We start from the raw sequence: 22,423 nt of genomic DNA on the forward strand, positions 1-22,423 counted from the left end.
AGGCTCCAGAGGGTTAGGCGGCTTTTCGGGCGGAAGTCATCAGTTTCATCAGGCTCTCCTGGCTTGCTTCCTCTTTATTGAGGACGCCCGTTATGGCGCCCTCGAAGATGGTGTAGATGCGGTCCGAGAGCCCCAGCAGTTCAGGAAGTTCAGAGGAAATGACGATCACGCCTTTCCCTTGGTTGGCCAGCTGCTGGATGATGCCGTAGATCTCGTATTTGGCCCCGACGTCGATGCCGCGGGTGGGTTCATCGAGGATCAGCAGTTCCGGGTCCGTGAACATCCACTTCGCGAGGACCACCTTCTGCTGGTTTCCACCCGACAGCTTGGCCACCCCTTCCTGGACCGACGGGGCTTTTGTCCGCAGGGATTTCCGGTACTCCTCGGCGACCGCAAACTCCTTGTTCGTGTCCACCACGCTGCGCTTGCTGATCTTCTCCAGGTTGGCTGACACCGTGGTCGTTTTGATGTCGTCCAGCAGGTTCAGGCCAAGGGTTTTGCGGTCTTCAGTGACATAGCCGAGGCCGGCCTCGATGGCCTGGTGGACGCTCTTGAGGGCCACCTCTTTGCCATGCATGTAGATGTGTCCGGAGACGAAGTGGCCGTAGGAGCGGCCGAACACGGAGCGGGCGAGTTCGGTGCGGCCGGCGCCCATGAGCCCCGCGAACCCGACGATCTCGCCGCGGCGGACAAAGAAGCTTGAGTTCTTGCAGACCATCCGGTCCTGGATCTGCGGGTGGGCAACGTTCCAGTCCTTGACCTCGAAGAAGACCTCGCCGATCTTGGGGGTGTGGTCCGGGAACCGGGACTCGAGCGTGCGCCCCACCATGCCCTTGATGATGCGGTCCTCGTCCACGCCGTCAGCCTTCACGTCCAGCGTCTCGATGGACTTGCCGTCACGGATGATCGTGATGGAGTCGGCGATCTGCTCGATCTCATTCAGCTTGTGGGAAATGATGATGCTGGTGATGCCCTTGGCTTTCAGGCCCAGCATCAGGTCCAGCAGGTGCTGGGAATCGGACTCGTTCAGCGCCGCTGTGGGTTCGTCGAGGATGAGGATCTTCACGGACTTGTTCAGCGCCTTGGCGATTTCCACCAGCTGCTGCTTGCCGACGCCGATCTCCTTGATGGGCGTGTCGGGGTCGTCCCGCAGGCCAACCCTGGCCAGCAGGTCCAGGGACCGCAGCCGGGCTTCGGCCCAGTCGATGACGCCGCGCTTGGTGGGTTCGTTGCCCAGGAAGATGTTCTCCATGATGGACAGTTCGGGAATCAGCGCCAGTTCCTGGTGGATGATCACGATGCCGGCGTGTTCGCTGGCCCGGATGTCACGGAACTGCTGCACCTGGCCCTGGTAGACGATGTCGCCGTCGTAGCTGCCGTACGGGTAGACGCCCGAGAGCACTTTCATCAGGGTGGACTTCCCGGCGCCGTTTTCGCCGCAGATGGCGTGGATTTCCCCGGCCTTTACCCGCAGGTTCACGTTGTCCAACGCTTTAACGCCGGGGAATTCCTTGGTAATGGACCGCATCTCAAGGATGATCGGTTCCGCTTGCGTGGTCTGGGACGTCATGAGCCCTAACCCTCCAATGCGATGACTTCTTTGTCCGGCCGGCAAAGCGCAGGGCCGTCTGATCCAAAAGTAAACTGGATCACTGCTGTTGTCGTCAAGTCTTTAACGCAAACGGCGGGTAACGAAACGGTCTAGGTTTCGCGGATTCCGGCATGTTGGAACACGAGTGCGGCAGCTCCCAGCGCCTCCGCGCGGTCGCCGAGGGAGGACATGGCCAGTGTTGTTGTCTCGCCAATGACCGGCACGGCATGCCTGACAAGTCCCCGCCTGATGGGGTCCAGGAGGATGTCGCCGAGGCCCGCGAGCGGGCCCCCCACCACAATGACTTCCGGGTTGATCAGGTTGGCCACGTTGCCCAGCGCCCGGCCTACGGCCAGGCCCGCGTCGTCGACCACCCGGAGTGTGGCCGAGTCCCGCGCCAGGGCCTTGCGCACGATGTCTGCGGGCGTCAGTGGCCGGTCTTCACCGCGGCTGAGGAGTTCGATCATGGTTGTGGTGGACGCGATGGTTTCCAGGCAGCCCCGGTTGCCGCAGCGGCACACCAACCCTTGTTCATGGATGGTGGCGTGGCCGATTTCGCCCGTGATTCCCACGTTTCCGTAATAGGGGGCGCCGTTGAGGATGAGGCCCGCACCGATGCCCGAGCCAATCTTGAGGAACAGCAGGTTGCTGACCCCCGAGTGGTGTCCCCAGGTAACCTCGGACCAAGCGCCGAGATTGGCGTCATTGTCCACGAATACGGGGATTTCCAGGGTTTCCTCAAGGTATTGGAGAATGTTGATCCCTACCCATTCGGGCAGGATGGCCCCTTGTGCCACGGTGCCCGTGCGCCGGTCAATGGGCCCGGGGATACCGACGCCGGCGCCCACCACGGCGGTGCGTTCGACGCCGCTTTCCCGCAGCAGTTTCTCCAGCAGGGCCATTGCCGCCCGGACTCCCTCTTCGGCCTGGTGGCCAAGCGGAAGCATCACGGATTCCTCGGCGATCACGTGGTAACTGAGCGAGGCCAGGACCACCCGCAGATGCCGGCGCCCAAAGTCGATGCCGACGGCCACGGCCCCGTTGCTGTTGAGCCTGACGTTCAGTGCGCGGCGGCCGGAACTGGTGGTGGGCTCGGCGGACGCCAGTCCGGAGTCCAGCATGATCTTGACGATGTTGGAAACGGTCGCGGTGGAGAGGCCGGTCTGCCGGGCGAGCTCAGCCTGGGTGGCGGGGCCGACCATCAGCGTTTCGATGATCCGCTGTTGGTTGAGCTGCCGCAGGGCCGATTGGGACCCGGGATTTTTCGGCTTGCTCCTCGTTGAGCGCGTGGTTGCGGACATGCTAAGAAGATTGCCCTACGGGCGGCCTTGTAGTCAAGAAGTTAACGCATGGTCCAGTTTGGGACCATCCTTGGGTGGGTAGGACGATCTGACCCCCGCCGGTCCGCCCGGGGTGCAAACAGACCCCGGGCCGCGGCGGCCGGCTCGCTAGGCTGGACGGAGGGCCCACTCGGGCGGCCCCCGACGACGGAAGGTGGAACCAGTGCTGCTGGCAGTCCTGCAGGCGAACTCCGCGGTCCTTGATAACGAGGCAAACTGCCGAACCATCGCAGCCGCCGCCCAGGCCGCGGCGGCCCGTGGCGCGGCAGTCCTGGTGACCCCTGAGCTTTTTCCCGTGGGCTATGCTCCCCGCCGGGTGCGTGCGGAACTGGATCCGTCCCTCCTGCCGGCGCTCCAGGACAGGCTGGCCGCGATCGCGCGGACCAACGGCATCGGACTGGTCTACAGCCTGCCGCGGGTCACCAGCCAAGGGGAGTGGCAGATCAGTGCCACGCTTTTGGATGCCGCGGGTAACAGCCTCCTCAGCTACGGCAAGGTGCACTTGTTCGGCCCGCATGAGCGTGCGGCCTTCAGCCCCGCGCGGGAGCGCCCCGCCGTCGTGGACTTCCATGGAATCCCCACGTCGCTGGTGATCTGCTACGACGTCGAATTTCCCGAGTCCGTGAGGGCCGCGGCCACGGGCGGGGCGGAGCTTCTGCTGGTCCCCACCGCGCTGGCGCACGGCTTCGACGACGTCCCGCAGGTCCTGCTGCGTGCGCGGGCGCTCGAGAGCCAGCTCACCATCGCCTACGCCAACCACTCCGGGGAAGAGGACGGGTGCAAATTCCTGGGCGGCAGCGTGGTTGCCGGGCCCGACGGCGGGCTGCTGGCAGAGGCGCGCGGGGAACCGCAGCTCCTCTATGCCGAGGTGGATCCCGGTGCCGCCGCCCGGGAGCGGCGGGCGGTGCCGTACCTGGATGAACGCCGCCCGGACGTCTACCGGTCCTGGGGCCTCTGAACCGGGCCTCCGAATTGGGGCCTCTGAACCTGGGTCACAGCTACGTGCCGTCCTCCGCAAGGCCGTCCGGTGCAGCGTCATCCGCGTACTGGAGTGCGATCCACAGCTCTGCCCGCGCCTGGGCCTGCCCCAGGTCCATGCCCAGCAACTCCGCCACGGCATTGATCTGCCGTCGCACGCTGTTCCGGTGCAGTCCCAAGTCCTTAGCGGTGGCGTCCCAGCTTCCGTGCGCGGCCAGCCAGGACCGGAGGATCCGGAGCTGCGACGCCCGGCGTTCGCCGCCGAGTTCCAGGATGGGCGCGAGGAGCCGCGCGGCCAGCAGGGCGCCTGCATCGCCGCCCAGCAGGCCGGTGACGGACCACGTCAGCTCCTCTTCCCTGAGGCTCCTTCCGGCATTCAGTACCCGCGGGCGCAGGGCGCTGGCCCGCCGATACGCGGCGGCGAGGCCCGGCAACCCGGTGGGTTCACCCACCACCAGGCGCCAGCCCAGCTGTTCCACCTCGGACAGCAGGGGCTCATCCACCTTCAGCCGTGTCACGGCCGCGAACCCGTAATCGGTGAGCTCCACCATTTTGGTGTCGAAAAGCCTCCGCCATTGGAGCAGCTCCCGTACAGGCCCGTCGGGGGTGGCGGCGGCGGCCTGGGCCCGTACCCCCTGGACCACCCGGACCGGGCCCTGCCTGGTTCCCGAAACGCTTTGGGCCAGCAGGTCCTGAAGGCTGTCCAACCCCCGGCCGCCGCCGGACAGGCTCTCGGGATGCAGGAGCAGGGCTGTGGCCAGCTGGCTGGGCGCCAACGAGCCGCTGGTCCGCTGGCGCACCAGCAGCTCCAGCAGGCCCACCACGGAGGACACCACATTGTTCTGCGCCGGGGTGAGCGGCCTGTCTGTTCCCAGGACCAGGCTGCCGAGGGTGGCGTCCCTGGTGCTCCGGAGCGGGTGCCCGAACACCAGCGCCGTGCCTTCTGGGGTTTCCAACGTTTCCGTCTCGACGCGCGGCCCGCTGCCCATGACGAGCCGCTTGAGCAGCGGCTGGAGCTGGGAAAGGCCGACGGCGGCCCCCGCCCGTGCGCGCACCCGCCCGTCTGTTCCGACAAGGACGGCCCACACAGGCACGCGCTGGATCAGTGCAGCCAGCAGTTCGTGCTCCGGCCGGGCGGAAAGGACCGCCCTCATGAGGTGCCGGTTGGTTTCTGCCAGCTGGCGGAACACCTGCGCGTTGCCGGATTCGAGGAGCTTGGAAAACTCAAGGCCCAAGGCGGCGAAAGGAATGCTGGCCGGTACCTCCACCAAGGTGAGCCCGTGCTGCCGGCAGGCTGCCACCACCTGGTTAGGTACGGCGTCGTAATACGGCTCCAGGCCGAAGCCCAAGGCCGCAACCCCGGCAGCCACGAGCCCCCGCACATACTCATCCGCCCTTGCCGCGGCGTTGCCGCCGCCCTCACGGAAAGGCAGGCCCGCTGTCAGGACAAATTCGCCGTCGAGCAGGTACGGCGTGGGGTCCTCCAGTTCGCTGGGTTCCACCCACCGCAGCGGCGCCTGCCCGTTGCCGGCGTCGTTCACCACCACCACCTCCCGCGGCAGGGCGGCCAGGAACTGATCCAGGGTCACGGCGTCCAGCTGGTCGCGGCGGTCACCGGCGGATGGTGCATTGCGTCTCATGAGTGAAGACTATAGGTCACTTTGCACACCGTTGAGATGCTCCTCACAACCCTACGCTGGGGGAGGGGAAACCAGTTCAACCAATCACCGACACGAACGGACGTCAACGATGACTGTGCCTACACTCACCGGCCGCGCACCGGCCGGCGGCAGCGGAACAAGCAGCCGCCCAACGCTGGCCGCGCAGCTGCTGCGCCGCAAACCCATCGCCCAGATGGTCAGCGAGGCAGCCGGGAACGACGGCGGCCCCCGCCTGGTCCGCAGTTTCGGGGTGCTGCAGCTGACCATGATCTCCGTGGGCGCAACCCTCGGCACCGGCATCCTGGTGATCCTGGGCGAATCCGTTCCGCTGGCCGGGCCCGCCATCTGGATTTCATTCGCGATCGCCGGCCTGGCGGCGCTGCTGTCCGCTGTTTCGTACGCGGAGATGGCCGGCATGGTCCCGGTGGCAGGCTCCAGCTACTCCTACACCTACGCCACCATGGGCGAGGGGATGGCGTGGATCTGCGGCTGGTGCCTGGTGCTGGAGTACGCCGTGTCCGTCGCCGCCGTCGCCGTGGGTGCAGGGCAGTACGTGAACGAAACCCTGGCGGTGTTCGGTACTGTCCTCCCGGATGCGGTGTCGCAGCCACCGGGCGACGGCGGCCTGGTCAACATCCCGGCGATGGTCATCGTGGTGCTCGCCACCATCCTCCTGGTCCGCGGGGCGAAGGAAAGCGCCTGGATCAACACCTCCATTGTGGTGGTGAAGGTGGGCATCCTCCTGTTCTTCTGCGCCGTGGCCTTCACAGCGTTCAACGCCGGGAACTTCGAGCCGCTGCTGCCGATGGGCGCCGCCGGCGTCTCAGCCGCAGCCTCCCGGGTGTTCTTCTCCTACATCGGCTTCGATGCCGCCTCCACCGCAGGCGAGGAGGCCCGCAACCCCAAGCGCGACCTGCCCCGCGCCATCATGCTCTCCATGCTGATCGTCACCACCATCTACGTCCTGGTTGCGGTGGCAGCCATCGGCGCACGGCCCTGGGGCTGGTTCGACGGAACCGAGGCCGCCCTGGTGAAGATCCTGGAGGAAACCACAGGCCAGCCATGGATTGCCCTGGTCTTCGCCGTGGGCGCCGTCCTGGCCATTGCCAGCATCGTCCTCACCGTGCTGTACGGGCAGACCCGCATCCTGATGTCGATGGCCCGCGACGGCCTCATCCCGAAAATCTTCGGACGCGTTTCCCGCCGCACCGGCACTCCCGTGGCCGGCACGCTCCTGGTGGGTGCCGCCGTCGCACTCACCGCCGGGCTTGTGCCGCTCGGCGCGCTCGCGGACGCCACCAGTATCGGCACACTGTTCGCCTTCGCCCTGGTGAACGTCGCCGTGATCTACCTCCGCCGCACCCGGCCGGAGCTGGAGCGGACCTTCCGCGTGCCGCTCTTCCCCCTCACGCCCATCCTCGGGGCCGCGATGTGCGCCTACCTGATGGCCAACCTCGGTACGGACACCTGGGTGGTCTTTGCCCTCTGGATGCTGGTGGGCATTGCCGCCTACTTCGGCTACGGCCGCCGGAACTCGCGGGTGGCGGCCCTCAGCAACGAGGAATACCGTGGACTTTCCGGACCGCAATTTTCACCACAGCACACCCTCGAACCGTCGAAGGCAGAACTTCCATGACCATCGCCACCGAACTGCCGGCCTCAGACCCCTCCAGCACTACCGCCACCCGGGCCGCCGGCCCTACAGCTGACGGTGCCGCGGCCGGCCCCATCACCATGCTGAACCCGGACTTCCCGTTCAGCTACGACCATTACCTTGCCCACCCGGACGGCCTGGGGTCTGTCCCGCCGGAACTGCTGGGGACCGAAGTGGCCGTCATCGGGGCCGGACTCTCCGGCCTGGTCACGGCATACGAACTCATGAAACTGGGGCTGCGGCCCGTGGTTTATGAGGCGGACCAGATCGGCGGGCGCCTCCGCACCGCCTCATTCCCCGCGGCGCCCGGAGTAGTGGCGGACCTCGGCGGCATGCGGTTCCCGGAATCCGGCAAGGCGTTCTACCACTATGTGGACCTGCTGGGCCTGGACACCGAGGAGTTCCCCAACCCGCTGTCCCCGGCAACGTCCAGCACCGTGATCGAGCTGGCCGGCAAGAAGCACTATGCCGAAAAGCCCGGCGACCTCCCGCCGTTCTTCAGGGAAGTGGCCGATGCATGGAAGGCCGCCGTGAACGACGGCGCCACGTTTGTGGAGATGCAGGAAGCCATCCGCGCCCGCGACACGGCCCGGATCAAGGAGCTCTGGAACGACCTGCTGCCGCTGATGGACGAGCAGACCTTCTACGGGTTCATCGCCGCCAGCGAGTCCTTCAAGAAAGCGGGGTTCGCACACCGGGAGGCCTTTGGCCAGGTTGGCTTCGGCACCGGCGGCTGGGACACGGACTTCCCGAACTCCATCCTGGAGATCCTCCGCGTGGTCTACACGGACGCGGACGACCAGCACCGCCTCATCCGCGGGGGAGCCCAGCGGCTGCCCGAGGCACTGTGGCAGCACGCGCCGTCGGGCATGGTGCACTGGCCGGAAGGAACGTCACTTTCCTCGCTGCACGCAGGTTCGCCGCGCGGCGCCGTGGGGAAGATCAGCCGCGATGCCGACGGCAACCTCCGGATCCGCGAACGGTGGGGCCGCGAAGCAACGTACGCCGCAGTGGTGGCCACGTGCCAGTCCTGGCTGCTGTCCACGCGCATCCACACGGAGGAGGCGCTGTTCCCGGCGGAGCTGTGGACGGCGATCGAGCGCTCGCACTACATGCAGTCCTCCAAGACCTTCGTCATGGTGGACCGGCCGTTCTGGAAGGACATCGATCCGGACACCGGCAACGAGGTCCTCTCGATGACCCTCACGGACCGGCTCAACCGCGCCACCTACCTGCTGGACAACGGCCCGGACAAGCCCGCCGTCATCCTGCTCTCCTACACCTGGAACGACGACGCGCTGAAGTGGCTGGCCCTGGATGCCGACGAGCGCGTGGAACTGATGCTGCATTCGCTCGAGCAGATCTACCCGGGCGTGGACATCGCCGGCCACATCGTGGGCCAGCCCATCACCGTTTCCTGGGAGGCGGATCCCAACTTCATGGGCGCGTTCAAGGCGAACCTGCCCGGGCATTATCGGTACCAGCAGAGGCTGTTCACGCACTTCAAGCAGGACAAGCTGCCCGAATCCCAGCGGGGCATCTTCCTGGCCGGCGACGACGTGTCCTTCACTGCCGGGTGGGCGGAAGGCGCAGTGACCACCGGCCTCAACGCAGTCTGGGGTGTGGTGAACCATTTGGGCGGCGCGTCGGCCCCGGGCAACCCGGGGCCGGGCGAGCTGCTGGACGCGATCGGGCCAATGCCGCTGGATTAGCTGTGCAGCTCCCGGTGCGCCATGGCCAACTCGACATAGCGCGCCGCATTGGACCGGACGCCGTCGTACTCCTCATCGGTGAGTTCGCGGCGCACCTTGCCCGGGACGCCCGCCACGAGCGAGCGGGGCGGCACCACGGTGCCTTCGAGCACCACGGCGCCGGCCGCCACCAGCGAGCCGGCGCCGATCACCGCGCCGTTAAGGACTGTCGCTCCCATCCCGATCAGGCAGTCGTCCTCCACAGTGCAGCCATGCACGACGGCGGCGTGCCCCACGCTCACGCGTTCGCCCACCGTGCAGGGGAAGCCGGGGTCCGCGTGCAGCACCACGTTGTCCTGCAGGTTGCTGCCGGCGCCCACTGTGATGGCGGCCGTGTCAGCCCGGACGGAAACACCGTAGAAGGCGCTGGAATCCTGGGCGAGGGTGGCGTTGCCGATGATCGACGCGGTCGGAGCGACGAAGGCGGATTCGTGGACAGCCGGGGTGTTTCCGGCGAAAGGGTAAAGAGGAGCCATGCGCCAAGCCTAGGACACCCCTGCGCGCGGCGGCCTGGGTGCCCCAATGTGACTCCCGCACCTTCCCACCCCAACTAGGTAGCGCTAAGTGTCGTTTTGAGGGTCCAAAACGACACTTAGCGCTACTCAGTTGGGGGAGGAGGGGGTGCGCAGGACCAGGAACTGGTAGTGCTGCGTCCAGCGCCCGGCGCCGGGGCCCGACTCGGCACCGGTTCCCTCCGGCCACGTGACAAAGTCCTCGATCCTGCCGTGGCGGCCAAAGACTTCCCGGACCGTGGCGTCGCTGCGGCGGCTGAAAAAGCGGGGCTCGCCGTCGTCGTCCTCAGGGTTCAGCACCTCCTCATCCTCACCGGACCAGAGGCCGACGGCGATCGGCGCGCCAGGCGCGCTGACGCGGACAAGCTCGGCCAGGACGGTATCGATGTCACTGGCAGGGATGTGCAGCAGCGTGCTCATCGTCCACAGGGCTGGGAAGGCGCCGTCGGGAAACGGCAGGGCCCGGGCGCTGGCCACGGAGACGTCAAGGCCCCGCCCCCTGGCCCGACGGACCTGCCCTTCGGCGAGGTCCACCCCTGTGTAGTGGATGCCGGCCTCAACGAACTTCAAGCCGTCAAGTCCGGTCCCCGTCCCGACCTCCAGGACCGAATGCCGCCCCTCGGACTTCAGCAGCGCAATAAAGCGGTCGCGTTGCTCCACGCGGTTGTGCGACGGCGGGTGGTCGGCCCCGGAGGCGGCGCGGCGGTTGTAGAAGTCGGCGAGACGCCGCTCGGCATCCCCGGTGGCCGGTTCCATCCCGCGTTCCCCGTTCCGTTTGGGGACGGCCGTCAGTTAAAGACGACGGTCCGGTTGCCGTCCAGGAGCACGCGGTGCTCCGCGTGCCACTGCACGGCCTGGACCAGCGTGCGGCCCTCCACGTCCCGGCCCATCTGGACGAACTGCTCCGGCGTCCGGGCATGGTCCACGCGGATGACTTCCTGTTCGATGATGGGGCCCTCATCCAGCGCTGCCGTCACGTAGTGGGCGGTGGCGCCGATGAGCTTAACGCCGCGGGCGTGGGCCTGGTGGTACGGCTTGGCGCCCTTGAAGGACGGCAGGAAGGAGTGGTGGATGTTGATGGCCTTGCCGGTCAGCTCCGTGCAGAGCTCATCGGAGAGGATCTGCATGTAACGGGCCAGGACGGTGAGCTCGATGTCATGCTCGGCCATGATGGCACGGAGCTTGTCCTCCGCCTGGGCCTTGGTGTCCGGGGTGACGGGGATGTAGTGGAACGGGATCCCGTAGAACTGCGCGAGTCCGGCCAGGTCCTGGTGGTTTGAGACGATGGCGGGGATCTCGATGGGCAGCGTCCCGGAACGCTGCTGGAACAGGATGTCGTTGAGGCAGTGGGCGGAGGTGCTGGCCATGACCAGGGTGCGCACCTTCTGGCCCACGGTGTTGAGGCTCCACTGCATCCCGAATGCCTCGGCCACAGGCTCAAGGGCAGCGCGCAGCACAGACTTGGCGGCCGCCGTGGTCACCTCTACCCGCATGAAGAAGTTGCCCGTTGCAGGGCTGCCGTACTGTTGCGAATCCGTAATATTGCAGCCCGCCACCAGCAGGGCGCCGGCCACCGCATGGACGATTCCGGGGCGGTCCGGGCAGGACAGGGTTACTACGTAGGCTTGGTTCAGCTGCTCTTCACTCACGCGTACAAGCCTACCCGCGCGGCACGGCCCTGGTTTGGTACGCTGAGGGGGTCGCAACTGGCGTTGGGTGGCTAACCACCAGGGAGCGGCAATCACGAAGACCACGGATCGTACGCCTGGGCCGAGGGTCATGTCTTGCCGGAATTGGGGCTGCACCCCGTCAGTACCGCAGCGCCATGCCGTGCGCGTTCACGCCCTGTCATCGAGGCGGTGTGAAGGTGCGCCAGCCGGTAGCCTGACCTTAGCAGTGCCCGTATGCCTAGCCAGGAGTTTTTCGTGACTACTACAGCCACCTCAACCACCGCCGTCAGCAACCAGCCGCTGGCTGAGCTTGACCCCGAAATCGCAGCAGTCCTGGACCAGGAACTCGGCCGCCAGCGCGGCACCCTGGAAATGATTGCCTCCGAAAACTTCGCACCCCGCGCCGTGATGGAAGCCCAGGGCTCCGTCCTCACCAACAAGTACGCCGAGGGCTACCCGGGCCGCCGCTACTACGGCGGCTGCGAATACGTGGACATTGCCGAGCAGTTGGCCATTGACAGGGTCAAGGCCCTGTTCGGCGCCGAGTACGCCAACGTCCAGCCGCACTCCGGTGCCCAGGCCAACGCCGCTGCCCTCTCCGCCATGATCACCCCCGGCGACAAGATCCTGGGCCTCTCCCTGGCCCACGGCGGCCACCTGACCCACGGCATGAAGCTGAACTTCTCCGGCAAGCTGTACAACGTGGCTGCCTACCAGGTGGAGGAAGACAACTTCCGCATCGACATGGACAAGCTCCGCGAGCAGGCCATCGCCGAGAAGCCCCAGGTCATCATCGCCGGCTGGTCCGCCTACCCGCGCCACCTGGACTTCGCTGCCTTCCGCTCCATCGCCGACGAGGTGGGGGCCCTCCTGTGGACGGACATGGCGCACTTCGCCGGACTGGTTGCCGCCGGACTGCACCCGAGCCCGGTGCCGCACTCCGACGTCGTCACCTCCACGGTGCACAAGACCCTCGCCGGTCCGCGTTCCGGCGTGATCCTGGCCAAGCAGGAGTGGGCCAAGAAGCTCAACTCCAACGTCTTCCCGGGCCAGCAGGGCGGCCCGCTGATGCATGTCATCGCCGCCAAGGCCGTGGCCTTCAAGATTGCCGGCACCCAGGAGTTCAAGGAACGCCAGGAGCGCGTCCTGGAAGGCGCCAAGATCATCGCCGACCGCCTGAACCAGGCCGACGTCGCCGATGCCGGTGTCTCCGTCCTCACGGGCGGCACCGACGTGCACCTGGTCCTCGTTGACCTCCGCAACTCCCAGCTTGACGGCCAGCAGGCGGAGGACCTCCTGCACTCCGTGGGCATCACCGTGAACCGCAACGCCGTTCCGTTCGACCCCCGCCCCCCGATGGTCACTTCCGGCCTCCGCATCGGCACCCCGGCCCTGGCCACCCGCGGCTTCGGCGCCGAGGAATTCACCGAGGTCGCCGAGATCATCGCCACCGCACTGAAGGCCGGCACCGGCGCGGACATCGAGTCCCTGCAGGCCCGCGTGGACAAACTGGCCGCCGACTTCCCGCTGTACCCGCAGCACGAGCAGTGGTGACCCATGACTGAAACCACCCAGACCGCGAAGGTCCTCGACGGCAAGCTTGCCGCCGCCGCCATCAAGGCCGAGCTGGCCGAACGCGTGGCAGTACTCAAGGCCAAGGGCGTCACGCCCGGCATCGCCACCGTCCTTGTGGGCGCGGATCCGGCCTCCCAGCTGTATGTGTCCATGAAGCACAAGCAGTCCGCGGAGATCGGGATGAACTCGATCCAGCGCGAACTTCCGGCCGATGCCACCCAGGCGCAGGTAGAGGCACTCATTGACGAACTCAATGCGGACCCCGCCTGCCACGGCTACATCGTCCAGCTGCCGCTGCCCAAGCACCTGGACACCGATGCGATCCTGGAGCGTATCGACCCCGCCAAGGATGCCGATGGACTGCACCCCACCAACCTTGGCAAGCTGGTGCTCAACGTCAACGGCGAGATCACCTCGCCGCTGCCGTGCACGCCCCGCGGCGTCATCGAGCTCCTGGAGCGCAACGGCTACAGCCTCAAGGGCAAGCATGTTGTGGTGGTGGGCCGCGGCGTCACCATCGGCCGCTCGATCGGCCTGCTGCTCACCCGGCGCGCCGTCAACGCCACGGTGACCCTCACGCACACCGGCACCCAGAACCTCTCTGAGCTGCTCCGGCAGGCAGACGTCATTGTGGGTGCGGCGGGTGCCAAGCACATCGTCAAGGCCTCCGACGTGAAGCCCGGCGCGGCCGTGCTGGACGTCGGCGTCACCCGGGAAACCGATCCCGAGACGGGCAAGAGCCGGGTTTACGGCGACATCGACCCCGCCGCGGCTGAGGTAGCCGGCTGGATTTCACCGAACCCCGGGGGCGTCGGTCCCATGACCGTGGCGCTGCTGATGACCAACGTGGTGGAAGCCGCGGAGCGCCAGGTGGCACAGGACAGCGGCTCGGGAGCCACACACTAGTTCCCCTCGCACACGCCCGACGGCGGCCCGGCACCTTCGCACAAAAGGCGCCGTGCCGCCGTCGGACTTTAAGCGCAGAAAGTGGCAGTCCCCTTCCACCTGCCCCGCCCCTCTACTAGTCTGCGGAGGGTGCACAACAAAGCCACCGTGCCGCCGGGAACAGCCGCCGGCACAGCCCAGCCAGCAGCCGGGCCGCGCAACGAAGCCCACCGCACGGTCATTACGGCGGAGAACCTGACCAAGACCTACGGGGACGTGGTTGCCGTGGACGGAATCTCCTTCAGCGTCCCGGCCGGGGAGTCCTTTGGCCTGCTGGGCCCGAACGGCGCCGGCAAATCCACCACCATGAAGATGATCGGCGGAGTCACGCGCCGCACCTCCGGGAACCTTCGCATCCTGGGCCTGGACCCGGACTCGCACGGGCCGGAAGTGCGGGCGCACCTGGGCGTGGTCCCGCAGCAGGACAACCTGGATGAGGAACTCCGGGTCCGCGACAACCTCCTGGTCTACGGCCGTTACTTCGGCCTGCCCATGAGCTACCTGAAGCCGAAGGCCGACGAACTGCTGGAATTCGCGCAGCTGACGGACAAGGCGAAATCCAAGGTGGATGCCCTCTCCGGAGGGATGAAGCGGCGCCTGACCATTGCCCGCTCGCTCATCAACGAACCCCGGATCCTGCTGCTGGACGAGCCCACCACCGGGCTGGACCCGCAGGCCCGGCACATCCTCTGGGACCGCCTGTTCCGGCTCAAGGAGCAGGGCGTCACGCTGATCCTGACCACCCACTACATGGACGAGGCGGAGCAGCTCTGTGACCGCCTGATCGTGGTGGACAAGGGCCGGATCATGGCCGAAGGATCGCCGGCCCAGCTGATCCGTGAGCACTCCACCCGGGAGGTGGTTGAGCTGCGGTTCGGCTCCGAGCGGAACACCACCATCGCCGCGGAACTGGAGGGCATCGGGGAGCGGCTGGAGGTCCTCCCGGACCGCGTGCTGATTTACGCGCACGACGGCGAGTCCGCCCTTGAGCAGGTGGCGTCCCGCGGGCTGCGCCCGCTGACCTCGCTGGTGCGCAGGTCCTCGCTGGAGGACGTGTTCCTGCGGCTCACGGGCCGGAGCCTCGTTGACTGAGGGGGCGTCCGCGGGGGCTTTGCGGGCCCACAGCCCCGAAGTGGCGGCAGCCAAGGCCCGGCGCTGGGGGGCGTTCTATTATGCGGAGCAGGTGCTCCGGGTAATGAAGAGCTACGGCTGGTCAATCCTGATGTACAGCGTCGGCCAGCCCGTGGCCTACCTGTTTGCCATGGGGGTGGGCCTGGCAACGCTGGTGGACAGCGGCGATGCTGCGGCATTCGGCGGCGGGAGCTACCTGGCCTTTATTGCGCCGGCACTGCTCGTCTCTGCCGCCGTTATGACGGCGGCCAACGAATTCACCTTCCCTGTGATGGCCGGGTTCAAGTGGCGCCGGACGTATTACGGCCCGCACGCCTCGCCGCTGACGCCCGGCCAGATCGCGGCCGGACACATCATGGCGGTAACGCTGCGCCTGCTCGTGCAGTCGGCGATCTACTTCGGGGTTGTGGCCCTGTTTGGTGCCGCCCCGTCGGGCTGGGCGTGGGCCGGCATCCTAGCGGCCACCCTGGCCGGGCTGTCCTTCGGGCTGCCGCTGATGGCCTACTCGGCTTCGCTGACGGAGGACAAGGGGCAGTTCGCCCTTGTAATGCGGCTCGTTGTGATGCCGCTGTTCCTGTTCTCCGGCACGTTCTTCCCCTTGGAGACCCTCCCGCTGGCCGTTCGCTGGGTCGGCTGGATTTCGCCGATCTGGCACGGCACCGAACTTGGCCGGGTGCTCAGCTACGGGTACAAGGAGCCGCTGGTCCTCACCCTTGTCCATATTGCGGTCCTGGCGGGCCTGGCGGTACTGGGCTGGATCCTGACGCGTCGCCGGTTCGCGGCGAGGATGGCGCAATGAGCCGCGCCGCGGGTGCAGGTACGGCACCGAATGCTGTGGAGCAGGCCAGGACCAGGACCTTCGGCGCCCTGTATTCGCGCAATGCCCGGGCGGTGATCTCGCGGGGACTGAAGGCGACGCTGGGCGGCCACTGGCTGATTATGCTGTCCGGTTTCTTCGAGCCTGTGCTGTTCCTGGTCTCCATGGGCGTCGGCATGGGCGCGCTGGTGGGGGAGGTGGAAGGGCCCGGCGGGGCGCCTGTCAGCTACGCGGCCTATATCGCCCCGGCCCTGCTTGCCGTCTCGGCGATGAACGGAGCGGTGTACGACTCCACCTGGAACGTGTTCTTCAAGATGAACTTCGGAAAGCTGTACCAGGGCATGCTGTACACCTCCCTTGGCCCGCTGGACATCGCCCTGGGCGAGATCTTCCTGGCCCTCCTGCGCGGGATGCTGTACGCCACGGGCTTTACCGCCGTCATGGGGGTCATGGGTCTGATCACCACACCGTGGGCGCTGCTGATGATTCCCGCCTCGGTACTCATCGCCTTCGGCTTCGCCAGCATCGGAATGGGAATCACCAGCTTCATGAAGACGTTCCAGCAGATGGACTGGATCACCTTCCTCATGCTGCCCATGTTCCTGTTCAGCGCCACGTTCTATCCGCTGAGCGTCTACCCGCAGGCCATCCAGTGGGTCATCCAGGCGATGCCGTTGTGGCACGGGGTGGAACTCCTGCGCCAGATCAGCGTGGGCTCGTTCTCGGCCGCGACGCCCGTCCACGTGGGCTACTACCTGGTGATGACCGCCGTCGGCATGCTGCTCACCACGCTCCGCCTGCGCCAACTCTTCCTGAAGTAGCTCCCACCCAGCCAAGTAGGGGAGGGGCTGTGTTCGCCGCGGGTGGAAGGCGGCGGGAGCACACCGCAGGGTTTGAGAGAATGGGTGCATGCAATCTCTGGGCAGCTCCAAGTCATCCTCCAAACCGGCCAGGGGCGGATTCTCCATGTTCCGCATCAGCGGGCCCGGACTGATGGTCCTGGTCACCGCCTTCATCGTGGCCGTGATCTTCGCGGCCAACCAGAACGACGTCGTGGGCTGGGTAGTTGCCGTCATCGCCTTCTTCTGGCTGGCACTTGCGTCCTTTGTGGTCTTCAGCATCCAGAAGGCGGCCAAGAAGGCCGGCGCCAAGCTGAGCGAAGCCCAGAATGCGTTCACCTCCGCTGCAGGGCGCGGCCCCTACGCCGCGGCAGACCAGGGTGGAACCCGGGTTGTGGCCGAGCGAGGCCAGGCTGAGGAAGTCCGCGACCTCAAGCTGGACCACTCCTTCAAGATTGTCCAGGTCCAGGTCCGCGTGGTGGAGGAGGAGCGTGCCAAGGGTGCCGCCGCCAACCAGGACACCATCCACCGGGCCCTGGAAACCATCGAGATTACGGCCACCAACGCCAGGGACATGATCAAGTCCTCGGGCGGCAGTGGAGAGCCGGTCACCGGAACCATCATCGACTAGAGTGGAGCGGGTGAGCTCGGCATTGAACAAGGACCACCTTCGCATCGCATCCGTCAACGTCAACGGCCTCCGGGCTGCGTTCAAGAACGGCATGGCGGCGTGGCTGGAGCCCCGCGAGGTGGACATCCTCTGCCTGCAGGAAGTCCGCGCCCCCGACGCAATCGTGCGCCAGCTGCTGGGCGAAGGCTGGCACATCCTGCACGCGGAAGCTGAAGCCAAAGGCCGCGCCGGCGTCGCCATCGCATCCCGTGAAGAGCCACTGGAAACCCGCAACGGCATCGGCGACGACTACTTCGCCACGGCCGGCCGCTGGGTTGAGGCCGACTTCCGCCTGCGGGACGCGGCCGGACAGCCCGTCCAGCTCACCGTGGCAAGCGCCTACGTCCACTCCGGCGAGGTGGGCACACCGAAGCAGGATGACAAATTCCGGTTCCTGGATGTCATGAGCACCCGGCTCCCGGAGCTGACCAAGCACAGCGACCATGCCCTGGTGGTGGGTGACCTCAACGTGGCCCACACCCCGCTGGACATCCGGAACTCGAAAGGCAACGTCAAGAAGGCGGGCCACCTGCCCGAAGAACGCGCTTACTTCGACAGGTTTTTCGGCGAGGAAATCGGCTGGCACGATGTCCACCGCAACCTGGCAGGACCGGTTGACGGGCCGTACACCTGGTGGTCGCAGCGCGGCAAGGCCTTTGACAATGACACCGGCTGGCGCATCGACTACCACCTGGCCACCCCGGCGCTGGCCGCCTCCGCCATCTCCGCGGTGGTGGACCGGGCGGCGTCATGGGACACCCGCTTCTCCGACCACGCCCCGCTGGTAGTGGATTACCAGCTCTGAGCCCGAAGGTTTCCTCCCAGATGACTAGCCCCACTTCGCCCGCCGCCAAGAAGCGCATCCTCTCCGGCGCCAAGCCCACCGCTGATTCCCTGCACCTGGGCAACTACATCGGCGCCGTCCGCAACTGGGTGGACATGCAGGCTGAGTACGACGCCGTTTTCTTCATCCCGGACCTGCACGCCATTACGGTTGACTTCGATCCGGCCGAGCTTGCCAAACGCACCCGGATCGTTGCCGCGCAGTACATCGCTGCGGGCATCGACCCGGACAAGAGCATCTTCTTCGTCCAGTCCCACGTGCCCGAACATGCACAGCTGGCGTGGGCATTGAACTGCATCACCGGTTTCGGCGAGGCCTCGCGCATGACCCAGTTCAAGGACAAGACCCAGAAGTCCGGTGCTGACGCCGCCACCCTGGGGCTTTTTGCCTATCCCACCCTGATGGCTGCGGACATCCTGCTGTACCAGACGGACCTGGTGCCAGTGGGTGAGGACCAGCGCCAGCACCTGGAGCTCACCCGGAACCTGGCCCAGCGCTTCAACACCCGCTTTGGTCCAACCTTCACCGTCCCGGAGGCGACCATCGTCAAGGAAAGCGCCAAGATCTACGACCTGCAGAACCCCAGCGCCAAGATGTCCAAGACCGGGGAGTCACCCAACGGGGCCATCCAACTGCTGGAGGACCCGAAGATCGCTGCCAAGCGCATCAAATCGGCAGTGACGGACGCCGGAACGGAAATACGGTTTGATACGGAGGAGAAGCCCGGCGTCTCCAACCTGCTCACCATTTACTCATCCTTGACCGGGAAGACGGTGGCCGAGCTCGAGACCGAGTACCAGGGCAAGATGTACGGCCATCTCAAGGTGGACCTTGCGGAGGTGGTGGTGGACTTCATTACACCGCTGCGGAACCGCACCAACGAACTGATGGAGGATCCGGCCGAGCTGGACCGCCTGCTCGCCCACGGGGCGGAGCGGGCGCGCGAGATTGCCTCGGTTACGCTCGCCCAGGTTTACGAGCGCATGGGTTTCCTGCCGTCCCTCAGCCTCGCCGGAGTCCACTAGCGTTATGTCGTCCAGCAAAGTCACCGCAAGGGAAGGCACCCGTTCCCCCCGCCGGACGGCGGGGACACCCGCCAACCCCCACGGAGACCCAGCGGACCGTCGCGTTGTCCCGCGTGGCCGCCCGTCCCGCACGGAGGACATCAGCGTGGGCGTCATCCTTGGCTTTCCCGCCGAAATCGCGGAGGAGCTGCAGCGTTGGCGGGCGTCTTTCGGTGATCCCCTGGCCGGCGTCGTTCCGGCCCACATCACGCTGGTAACCACTACCCCTACCAAGGATTGGGAGGCCACCCGCGAGCACGTCCGCGAGGTGGCGCGCCAGCAGAGGCCCTTCAAGGTCACCATCGCCGGAACCGGAACCTTCCGTCCGGTCTCGCCGGTGGTCTTCATCAACGTCGAGGACGGCTTCGAAGACTGCGTCCACCTGCACGAAAAGCTCCAGCAGGGTCCCCTGCACCGCGAGTTGCCGTTTGCCTACCACCCGCACGTCACCATCGCCCACGATGTGCCGCCGGAAAGCCTCGACGAAGCCGAAACGGTGCTGCGGAACTACAGGGCCACCTTCCCCGTGGTTAGCATGGGACTTTACGAGCACGATGCCGACGGCATCTGGCAGCTACGGGAAGAGCTGGACTTTGGGACCCAAACTGACAACGACGGCGGCACCTGACTCACGGACCCCGTCCCGGCACCAGGCGAAACAGACTGAACACCAGCCCCTCCCCACGGACCACGCCCGCCTGAAGCTCGCGGTGATCCAGAAAAGGATGGAGTGGAACAAGGCACGGAGGGCTGGCAAAGGGCCCGTGCCCAGCCTGGTGGCCATGGTCCAGTGGCTCCTTGCCCTCCTTAACGCCCTTCGTCCCATGCGCGCCTTCCGGCACTACACGCTCCAGCACGGTCCGCTGATGAGCGCCGGCATCGGCTTCAACATGTTCTTCTCCATTACCGGCCTCCTCACCACCGGCTTCTCCATTGCCGGCCTGGTACTGCGCGGACAGCCCGCCCTCCTGGACACGATCATTGGCAGTGTTGCCCAAAGTGCGCCGGGCCTCCTCAAGGTAAATGGGGGCGAAGGGCTGGTTGACCCCCAGGACCTGCTGAACCCGGACGGGCTTGGCTGGACAGCCCTGATAGGCGCCGTGGTCACGGTCATCACGTCCCTGGGCTGGATTGCCGGACTTCGGGACGGGCTGCGCGGCGTGCTGGAACTGCCGCCGCTGCTGGTCAACCCCATCCTCCTCAAACTCCGGGATGCGGGCACCCTGGTGCTGCTGGGCGTGGCCCTGGTGATCAGCGCCGGAGCCTCCCTGGTGTTTGGAACCGCCGCCGGCTGGGTCACCGACTTCCTGCGGCTCGATGACGCTGTTGCCGGCCCGCTCACCACATCGATCAAGATCGCAGTGCCGCTGGTCCTGAACTGGGTGACTGCCCTCATCATGTTCCGGCTGGCGGCCGGCCTGAAACTTTCCCGCCGCGCCCTGCTGGAGGGAACCATCCTGGCTGCGGTGGGCACCACGGTCCTCCAGGTGTTCAGCACCGAACTGCTGGCCGGGGCAGGGCGGAATCCCATCCTGGCGCCGTTCGCCATCATCATCGGCCTGCTGATCTGGTTCAACCTGGTGAGCCAGGCCTACCTGGTTTCAGCCGGCTGGGCGGCCGTCCGGGAGGCGGACCTGCACACCGCCTCCACGGGCCATGACAAGGGCACGTGGGGCGCCCGCCAGGTCCAGCCAGGGAAGGTGCCCGCGCATGCCGATGCCGGTGCCCCGGCTATTGCCCGGCGTCGAGGTATTGGTCGGCCCAGGCAGCAATGATGCGTGCGGCCCGCGCCGCTTGGCCTTTGCCCGTGAGCAGATGGTCGCTGCCTTCGAGGGAGACGAAGTTCCGCGGGTGGCGGGCTGTCTGGAAGATCGTACTGGCGTTTTCGATTCCCACGGTGTTGTCCGTGGGGGAGTGCAACACCATCAGCGGCTTGTGCAGCTGCTTGATGCAGTCCGTCAGGTCCGCTTTTTCCAGGTCCTCCACGAAGTGCTTGCGGATCTCCACCCGCTTCCCGCCGAGGTCCACCTCGGCACTGCCCTCACTCAGGATCTTATCCAGGGCCGCATCGAACACGTGCGCCACGTGCTTCGGCGAGAAGGGCGCCCCAACGGTAGCGACGGCGTCGAGCTCGGGAATCTCCCGTGCGGCAGCCAGGACGGCCGCGCCGCCGAAGGAGTGTCCCACCAGCAGGGAAATCTGCTTCCCCTGGCTCCGCATGAACTCAGCCGCCCTGACGGTGTCCGCCACCTTGTGGCTGAACGAGCCGGCGGACCACTCGCCTGCGGAACCGCCCAGGCCGAGGTTATCGAACCGGAGCATGCCCACGCCGCTGTCCGCCAACGCCTTGCACATCCGGGACGCGGACGGGCTGTCCTTTCCCAGCGTGAAACCGTGCGAGAAAACTCCCCAGCCCTTGACGGGCCCCTCCGGAACATCGATGATTCCCGAGAGCATCTCGCCGGTGGAGCCTTCAAAGCTGACTTTTTCGGAGCGGGACATGGCGTCCCCTTTCTTCTGTGCGCCTAAACCGCGAAACAACGACGGCGCCGTTCCCCTTAAGTGGGGGACGGCGCCGTCGTCCGCTCAATCCTTTGTCAGATCTTGCGGGAGAGAATGGCCTGCTTGACCTCGGCGATTGCCTGGGTCACCTGGATGCCACGGGGGCATGCTTCGGAGCAGTTGAAGGTGGTGCGGCAGCGCCACACGCCTTCCTTGTCGTTGAGGATCTCCAGGCGCATGTCGCCGGCGTCATCACGGGAATCGAAGATGAAGCGGTGCGCGTTGACGATCGCGGCCGGCCCGAAGTACTGGCCGTCGGTCCAGAAGACCGGGCAGGAGGACGTGCACGCAGCACAGAGGATGCACTTGGTGGTGTCATCGAAACGCTCCCGGTCCTCGGCGGACTGCAGGCGTTCGCGGGTGGGCTCGTGCCCCTTGTTGATGAGGAACGGCATGACCTCGCGGTAGGACTGGAAGAACGGCTCCATGTCCACGATGAGGTCCTTCTCCACCGGCAGGCCCTTGATGGGCTCCACCGTGATGGGCTTGGACGTGTCCAGGTCCTTGAGGAGTGTTTTGCAGGCCAAGCGGTTGCGGCCGTTGATGCGCATGGCATCCGACCCGCACACACCGTGCGCGCAGGAGCGGCGGAAGGAGAGGGTGCCGTCCGTTTCCCATTTGACCTTGTGCAGGGCATCCAGCACACGGTCCGTGCCGTACATGGTCAGGTGGAAGTCGTCCCAGGTGGCTTCCTCGGAAACCTCCGGGTTGTACCGGCGGACGCGCAGGTGCACATCGAACGTGGGGATCTCGCCGCCACCGCCGACGCCGGCAGGCAGTTCGATCTTTGAGGCTGGCTCAGCAAGTTCAGCTGACATC

At 66.4% G+C, this 22,423-nt stretch carries 21 protein-coding genes; 13 read left to right on the forward strand and 8 right to left on the reverse strand.

Annotated elements, in window-relative coordinates; translation table 11 throughout:
* Positions 1-13: 13 nt before the first annotated feature.
* Together mmsA and FHJ30_RS06325 are read right to left on the reverse strand one after the other, a co-directional pair.
* Positions 14-1,570, reverse strand: a complete 1,557-nt coding sequence (mmsA, locus tag FHJ30_RS06320; RefSeq protein WP_139028460.1) for a multiple monosaccharide ABC transporter ATP-binding protein — start codon at positions 1,568-1,570, stop codon at positions 14-16.
* Positions 1,571-1,701: 131 nt separating this feature from the next.
* Positions 1,702-2,892 (reverse strand): ROK family transcriptional regulator, encoded by a 1,191-nt coding sequence (locus FHJ30_RS06325; protein WP_139028461.1) that lies wholly within the window; start codon positions 2,890-2,892, stop codon positions 1,702-1,704.
* 202 nt (positions 2,893-3,094) lie between these two features.
* Between FHJ30_RS06325 and FHJ30_RS06330 the strand changes: the two genes are divergently transcribed.
* Positions 3,095-3,889: a nitrilase-related carbon-nitrogen hydrolase gene (locus FHJ30_RS06330; protein WP_139028462.1), complete on the forward strand. Its 795-nt coding sequence runs from the start codon at positions 3,095-3,097 to the stop codon at positions 3,887-3,889.
* Between the two features lie 40 nt (positions 3,890-3,929).
* On the opposite strand, the gene FHJ30_RS06335 is transcribed toward FHJ30_RS06330, so the two are convergent.
* Positions 3,930-5,549, reverse strand: coding sequence for a PucR family transcriptional regulator (locus FHJ30_RS06335; protein WP_139028463.1), 1,620 nt, complete (start codon positions 5,547-5,549; stop codon positions 3,930-3,932).
* 109 nt (positions 5,550-5,658) lie between these two features.
* Here FHJ30_RS06335 and FHJ30_RS06340 point away from each other — a divergent pair, with 109 nt between their 5' ends.
* Together FHJ30_RS06340 and FHJ30_RS06345 are read left to right on the forward strand one after the other, a co-directional pair.
* Positions 5,659-7,206 (forward strand): amino acid permease, encoded by a 1,548-nt coding sequence (locus tag FHJ30_RS06340; protein WP_139028464.1) that lies wholly within the window; start codon positions 5,659-5,661, stop codon positions 7,204-7,206.
* Complete coding sequence (locus FHJ30_RS06345; RefSeq protein WP_171058947.1) at positions 7,203-8,936, forward strand: NAD(P)/FAD-dependent oxidoreductase; 1,734 nt, start codon at positions 7,203-7,205, stop codon at positions 8,934-8,936. Before FHJ30_RS06340 ends, FHJ30_RS06345 begins: the two co-directional genes overlap by 4 nt.
* Here FHJ30_RS06345 and FHJ30_RS06350 read toward each other — a convergent pair.
* From FHJ30_RS06350 to purU, 3 genes are all read right to left on the reverse strand, one after another.
* Positions 8,933-9,451 (reverse strand): gamma carbonic anhydrase family protein, encoded by a 519-nt coding sequence (locus FHJ30_RS06350; protein WP_139028465.1) that lies wholly within the window; start codon positions 9,449-9,451, stop codon positions 8,933-8,935. The two genes, FHJ30_RS06345 and FHJ30_RS06350, sit on opposite strands and share 4 nt — an antisense overlap.
* 126 nt (positions 9,452-9,577) lie before the next feature.
* Positions 9,578-10,243, reverse strand: a complete 666-nt coding sequence (locus tag FHJ30_RS06355; protein WP_139028466.1) for a class I SAM-dependent methyltransferase — start codon at positions 10,241-10,243, stop codon at positions 9,578-9,580.
* A 32-nt stretch (positions 10,244-10,275) separates the two neighbouring features.
* Complete coding sequence (gene purU / locus FHJ30_RS06360) at positions 10,276-11,136, reverse strand: formyltetrahydrofolate deformylase (RefSeq protein WP_139028467.1); 861 nt, start codon at positions 11,134-11,136, stop codon at positions 10,276-10,278.
* Positions 11,137-11,412: 276 nt separating this feature from the next.
* Here purU and glyA point away from each other — a divergent pair, with 276 nt between their 5' ends.
* From glyA to FHJ30_RS06410, 10 genes are all read left to right on the forward strand, one after another.
* The gene (glyA, locus tag FHJ30_RS06365) at positions 11,413-12,711 is read left to right on the forward strand and encodes a serine hydroxymethyltransferase (protein WP_139028468.1); all 1,299 of its coding nucleotides are present in this window, start codon (positions 11,413-11,415) and stop codon (positions 12,709-12,711) included.
* Between the two features lie 3 nt (positions 12,712-12,714).
* Entirely contained in the window at positions 12,715-13,638 is a 924-nt protein-coding gene (locus FHJ30_RS06370; RefSeq protein WP_139028469.1) for a bifunctional methylenetetrahydrofolate dehydrogenase/methenyltetrahydrofolate cyclohydrolase, read from the forward strand.
* 129 nt (positions 13,639-13,767) lie between these two features.
* A complete protein-coding gene (locus FHJ30_RS06375; RefSeq protein WP_370633172.1) occupies positions 13,768-14,769 on the forward strand; it encodes an ABC transporter ATP-binding protein in 1,002 nt (333 codons plus the stop codon).
* Positions 14,762-15,607 (forward strand): ABC transporter permease, encoded by an 846-nt coding sequence (locus tag FHJ30_RS06380; RefSeq protein ID WP_139028470.1) that lies wholly within the window; start codon positions 14,762-14,764, stop codon positions 15,605-15,607. Before FHJ30_RS06375 ends, FHJ30_RS06380 begins: the two co-directional genes overlap by 8 nt.
* Positions 15,604-16,446: an ABC transporter permease gene (locus FHJ30_RS06385; RefSeq protein ID WP_139028471.1), complete on the forward strand. Its 843-nt coding sequence runs from the start codon at positions 15,604-15,606 to the stop codon at positions 16,444-16,446. Before FHJ30_RS06380 ends, FHJ30_RS06385 begins: the two co-directional genes overlap by 4 nt.
* 88 nt (positions 16,447-16,534) lie before the next feature.
* On the forward strand, positions 16,535-17,095 hold the full coding sequence (locus FHJ30_RS06390) for a hypothetical protein (RefSeq protein ID WP_139028472.1): 561 nt from the start codon (positions 16,535-16,537) through the stop codon (positions 17,093-17,095).
* A 10-nt stretch (positions 17,096-17,105) separates the two neighbouring features.
* Positions 17,106-17,939, forward strand: coding sequence for an exodeoxyribonuclease III (locus FHJ30_RS06395; RefSeq protein WP_139028473.1), 834 nt, complete (start codon positions 17,106-17,108; stop codon positions 17,937-17,939).
* Between the two features lie 20 nt (positions 17,940-17,959).
* On the forward strand, positions 17,960-19,003 hold the full coding sequence (gene trpS / locus FHJ30_RS06400; RefSeq protein WP_139028474.1) for a tryptophan--tRNA ligase: 1,044 nt from the start codon (positions 17,960-17,962) through the stop codon (positions 19,001-19,003).
* Positions 19,004-19,007: 4 nt separating this feature from the next.
* The gene (locus FHJ30_RS06405) at positions 19,008-19,670 is read left to right on the forward strand and encodes a 2'-5' RNA ligase family protein (protein WP_228405544.1); all 663 of its coding nucleotides are present in this window, start codon (positions 19,008-19,010) and stop codon (positions 19,668-19,670) included.
* Positions 19,671-19,767: 97 nt separating this feature from the next.
* The gene (locus FHJ30_RS06410) at positions 19,768-20,817 is read left to right on the forward strand and encodes a YihY/virulence factor BrkB family protein (RefSeq protein ID WP_139028777.1); all 1,050 of its coding nucleotides are present in this window, start codon (positions 19,768-19,770) and stop codon (positions 20,815-20,817) included.
* Here FHJ30_RS06410 and FHJ30_RS06415 read toward each other — a convergent pair.
* Both FHJ30_RS06415 and FHJ30_RS06420 read right to left on the reverse strand, forming a co-directional pair.
* Complete coding sequence (locus FHJ30_RS06415; protein WP_139028475.1) at positions 20,774-21,544, reverse strand: S9 family peptidase; 771 nt, start codon at positions 21,542-21,544, stop codon at positions 20,774-20,776. The genes FHJ30_RS06410 and FHJ30_RS06415 overlap by 44 nt on opposite strands.
* 95 nt (positions 21,545-21,639) lie before the next feature.
* Positions 21,640-22,422: a succinate dehydrogenase iron-sulfur subunit gene (locus tag FHJ30_RS06420; protein WP_139028476.1), complete on the reverse strand. Its 783-nt coding sequence runs from the start codon at positions 22,420-22,422 to the stop codon at positions 21,640-21,642.
* Position 22,423 lies beyond the last annotated feature (1 nt).

Origin of the sequence: Arthrobacter sp. BB-1, assembly GCF_006151685.1 — a bacterium.
Taxonomy (GTDB): domain Bacteria; phylum Actinomycetota; class Actinomycetes; order Actinomycetales; family Micrococcaceae; genus Arthrobacter.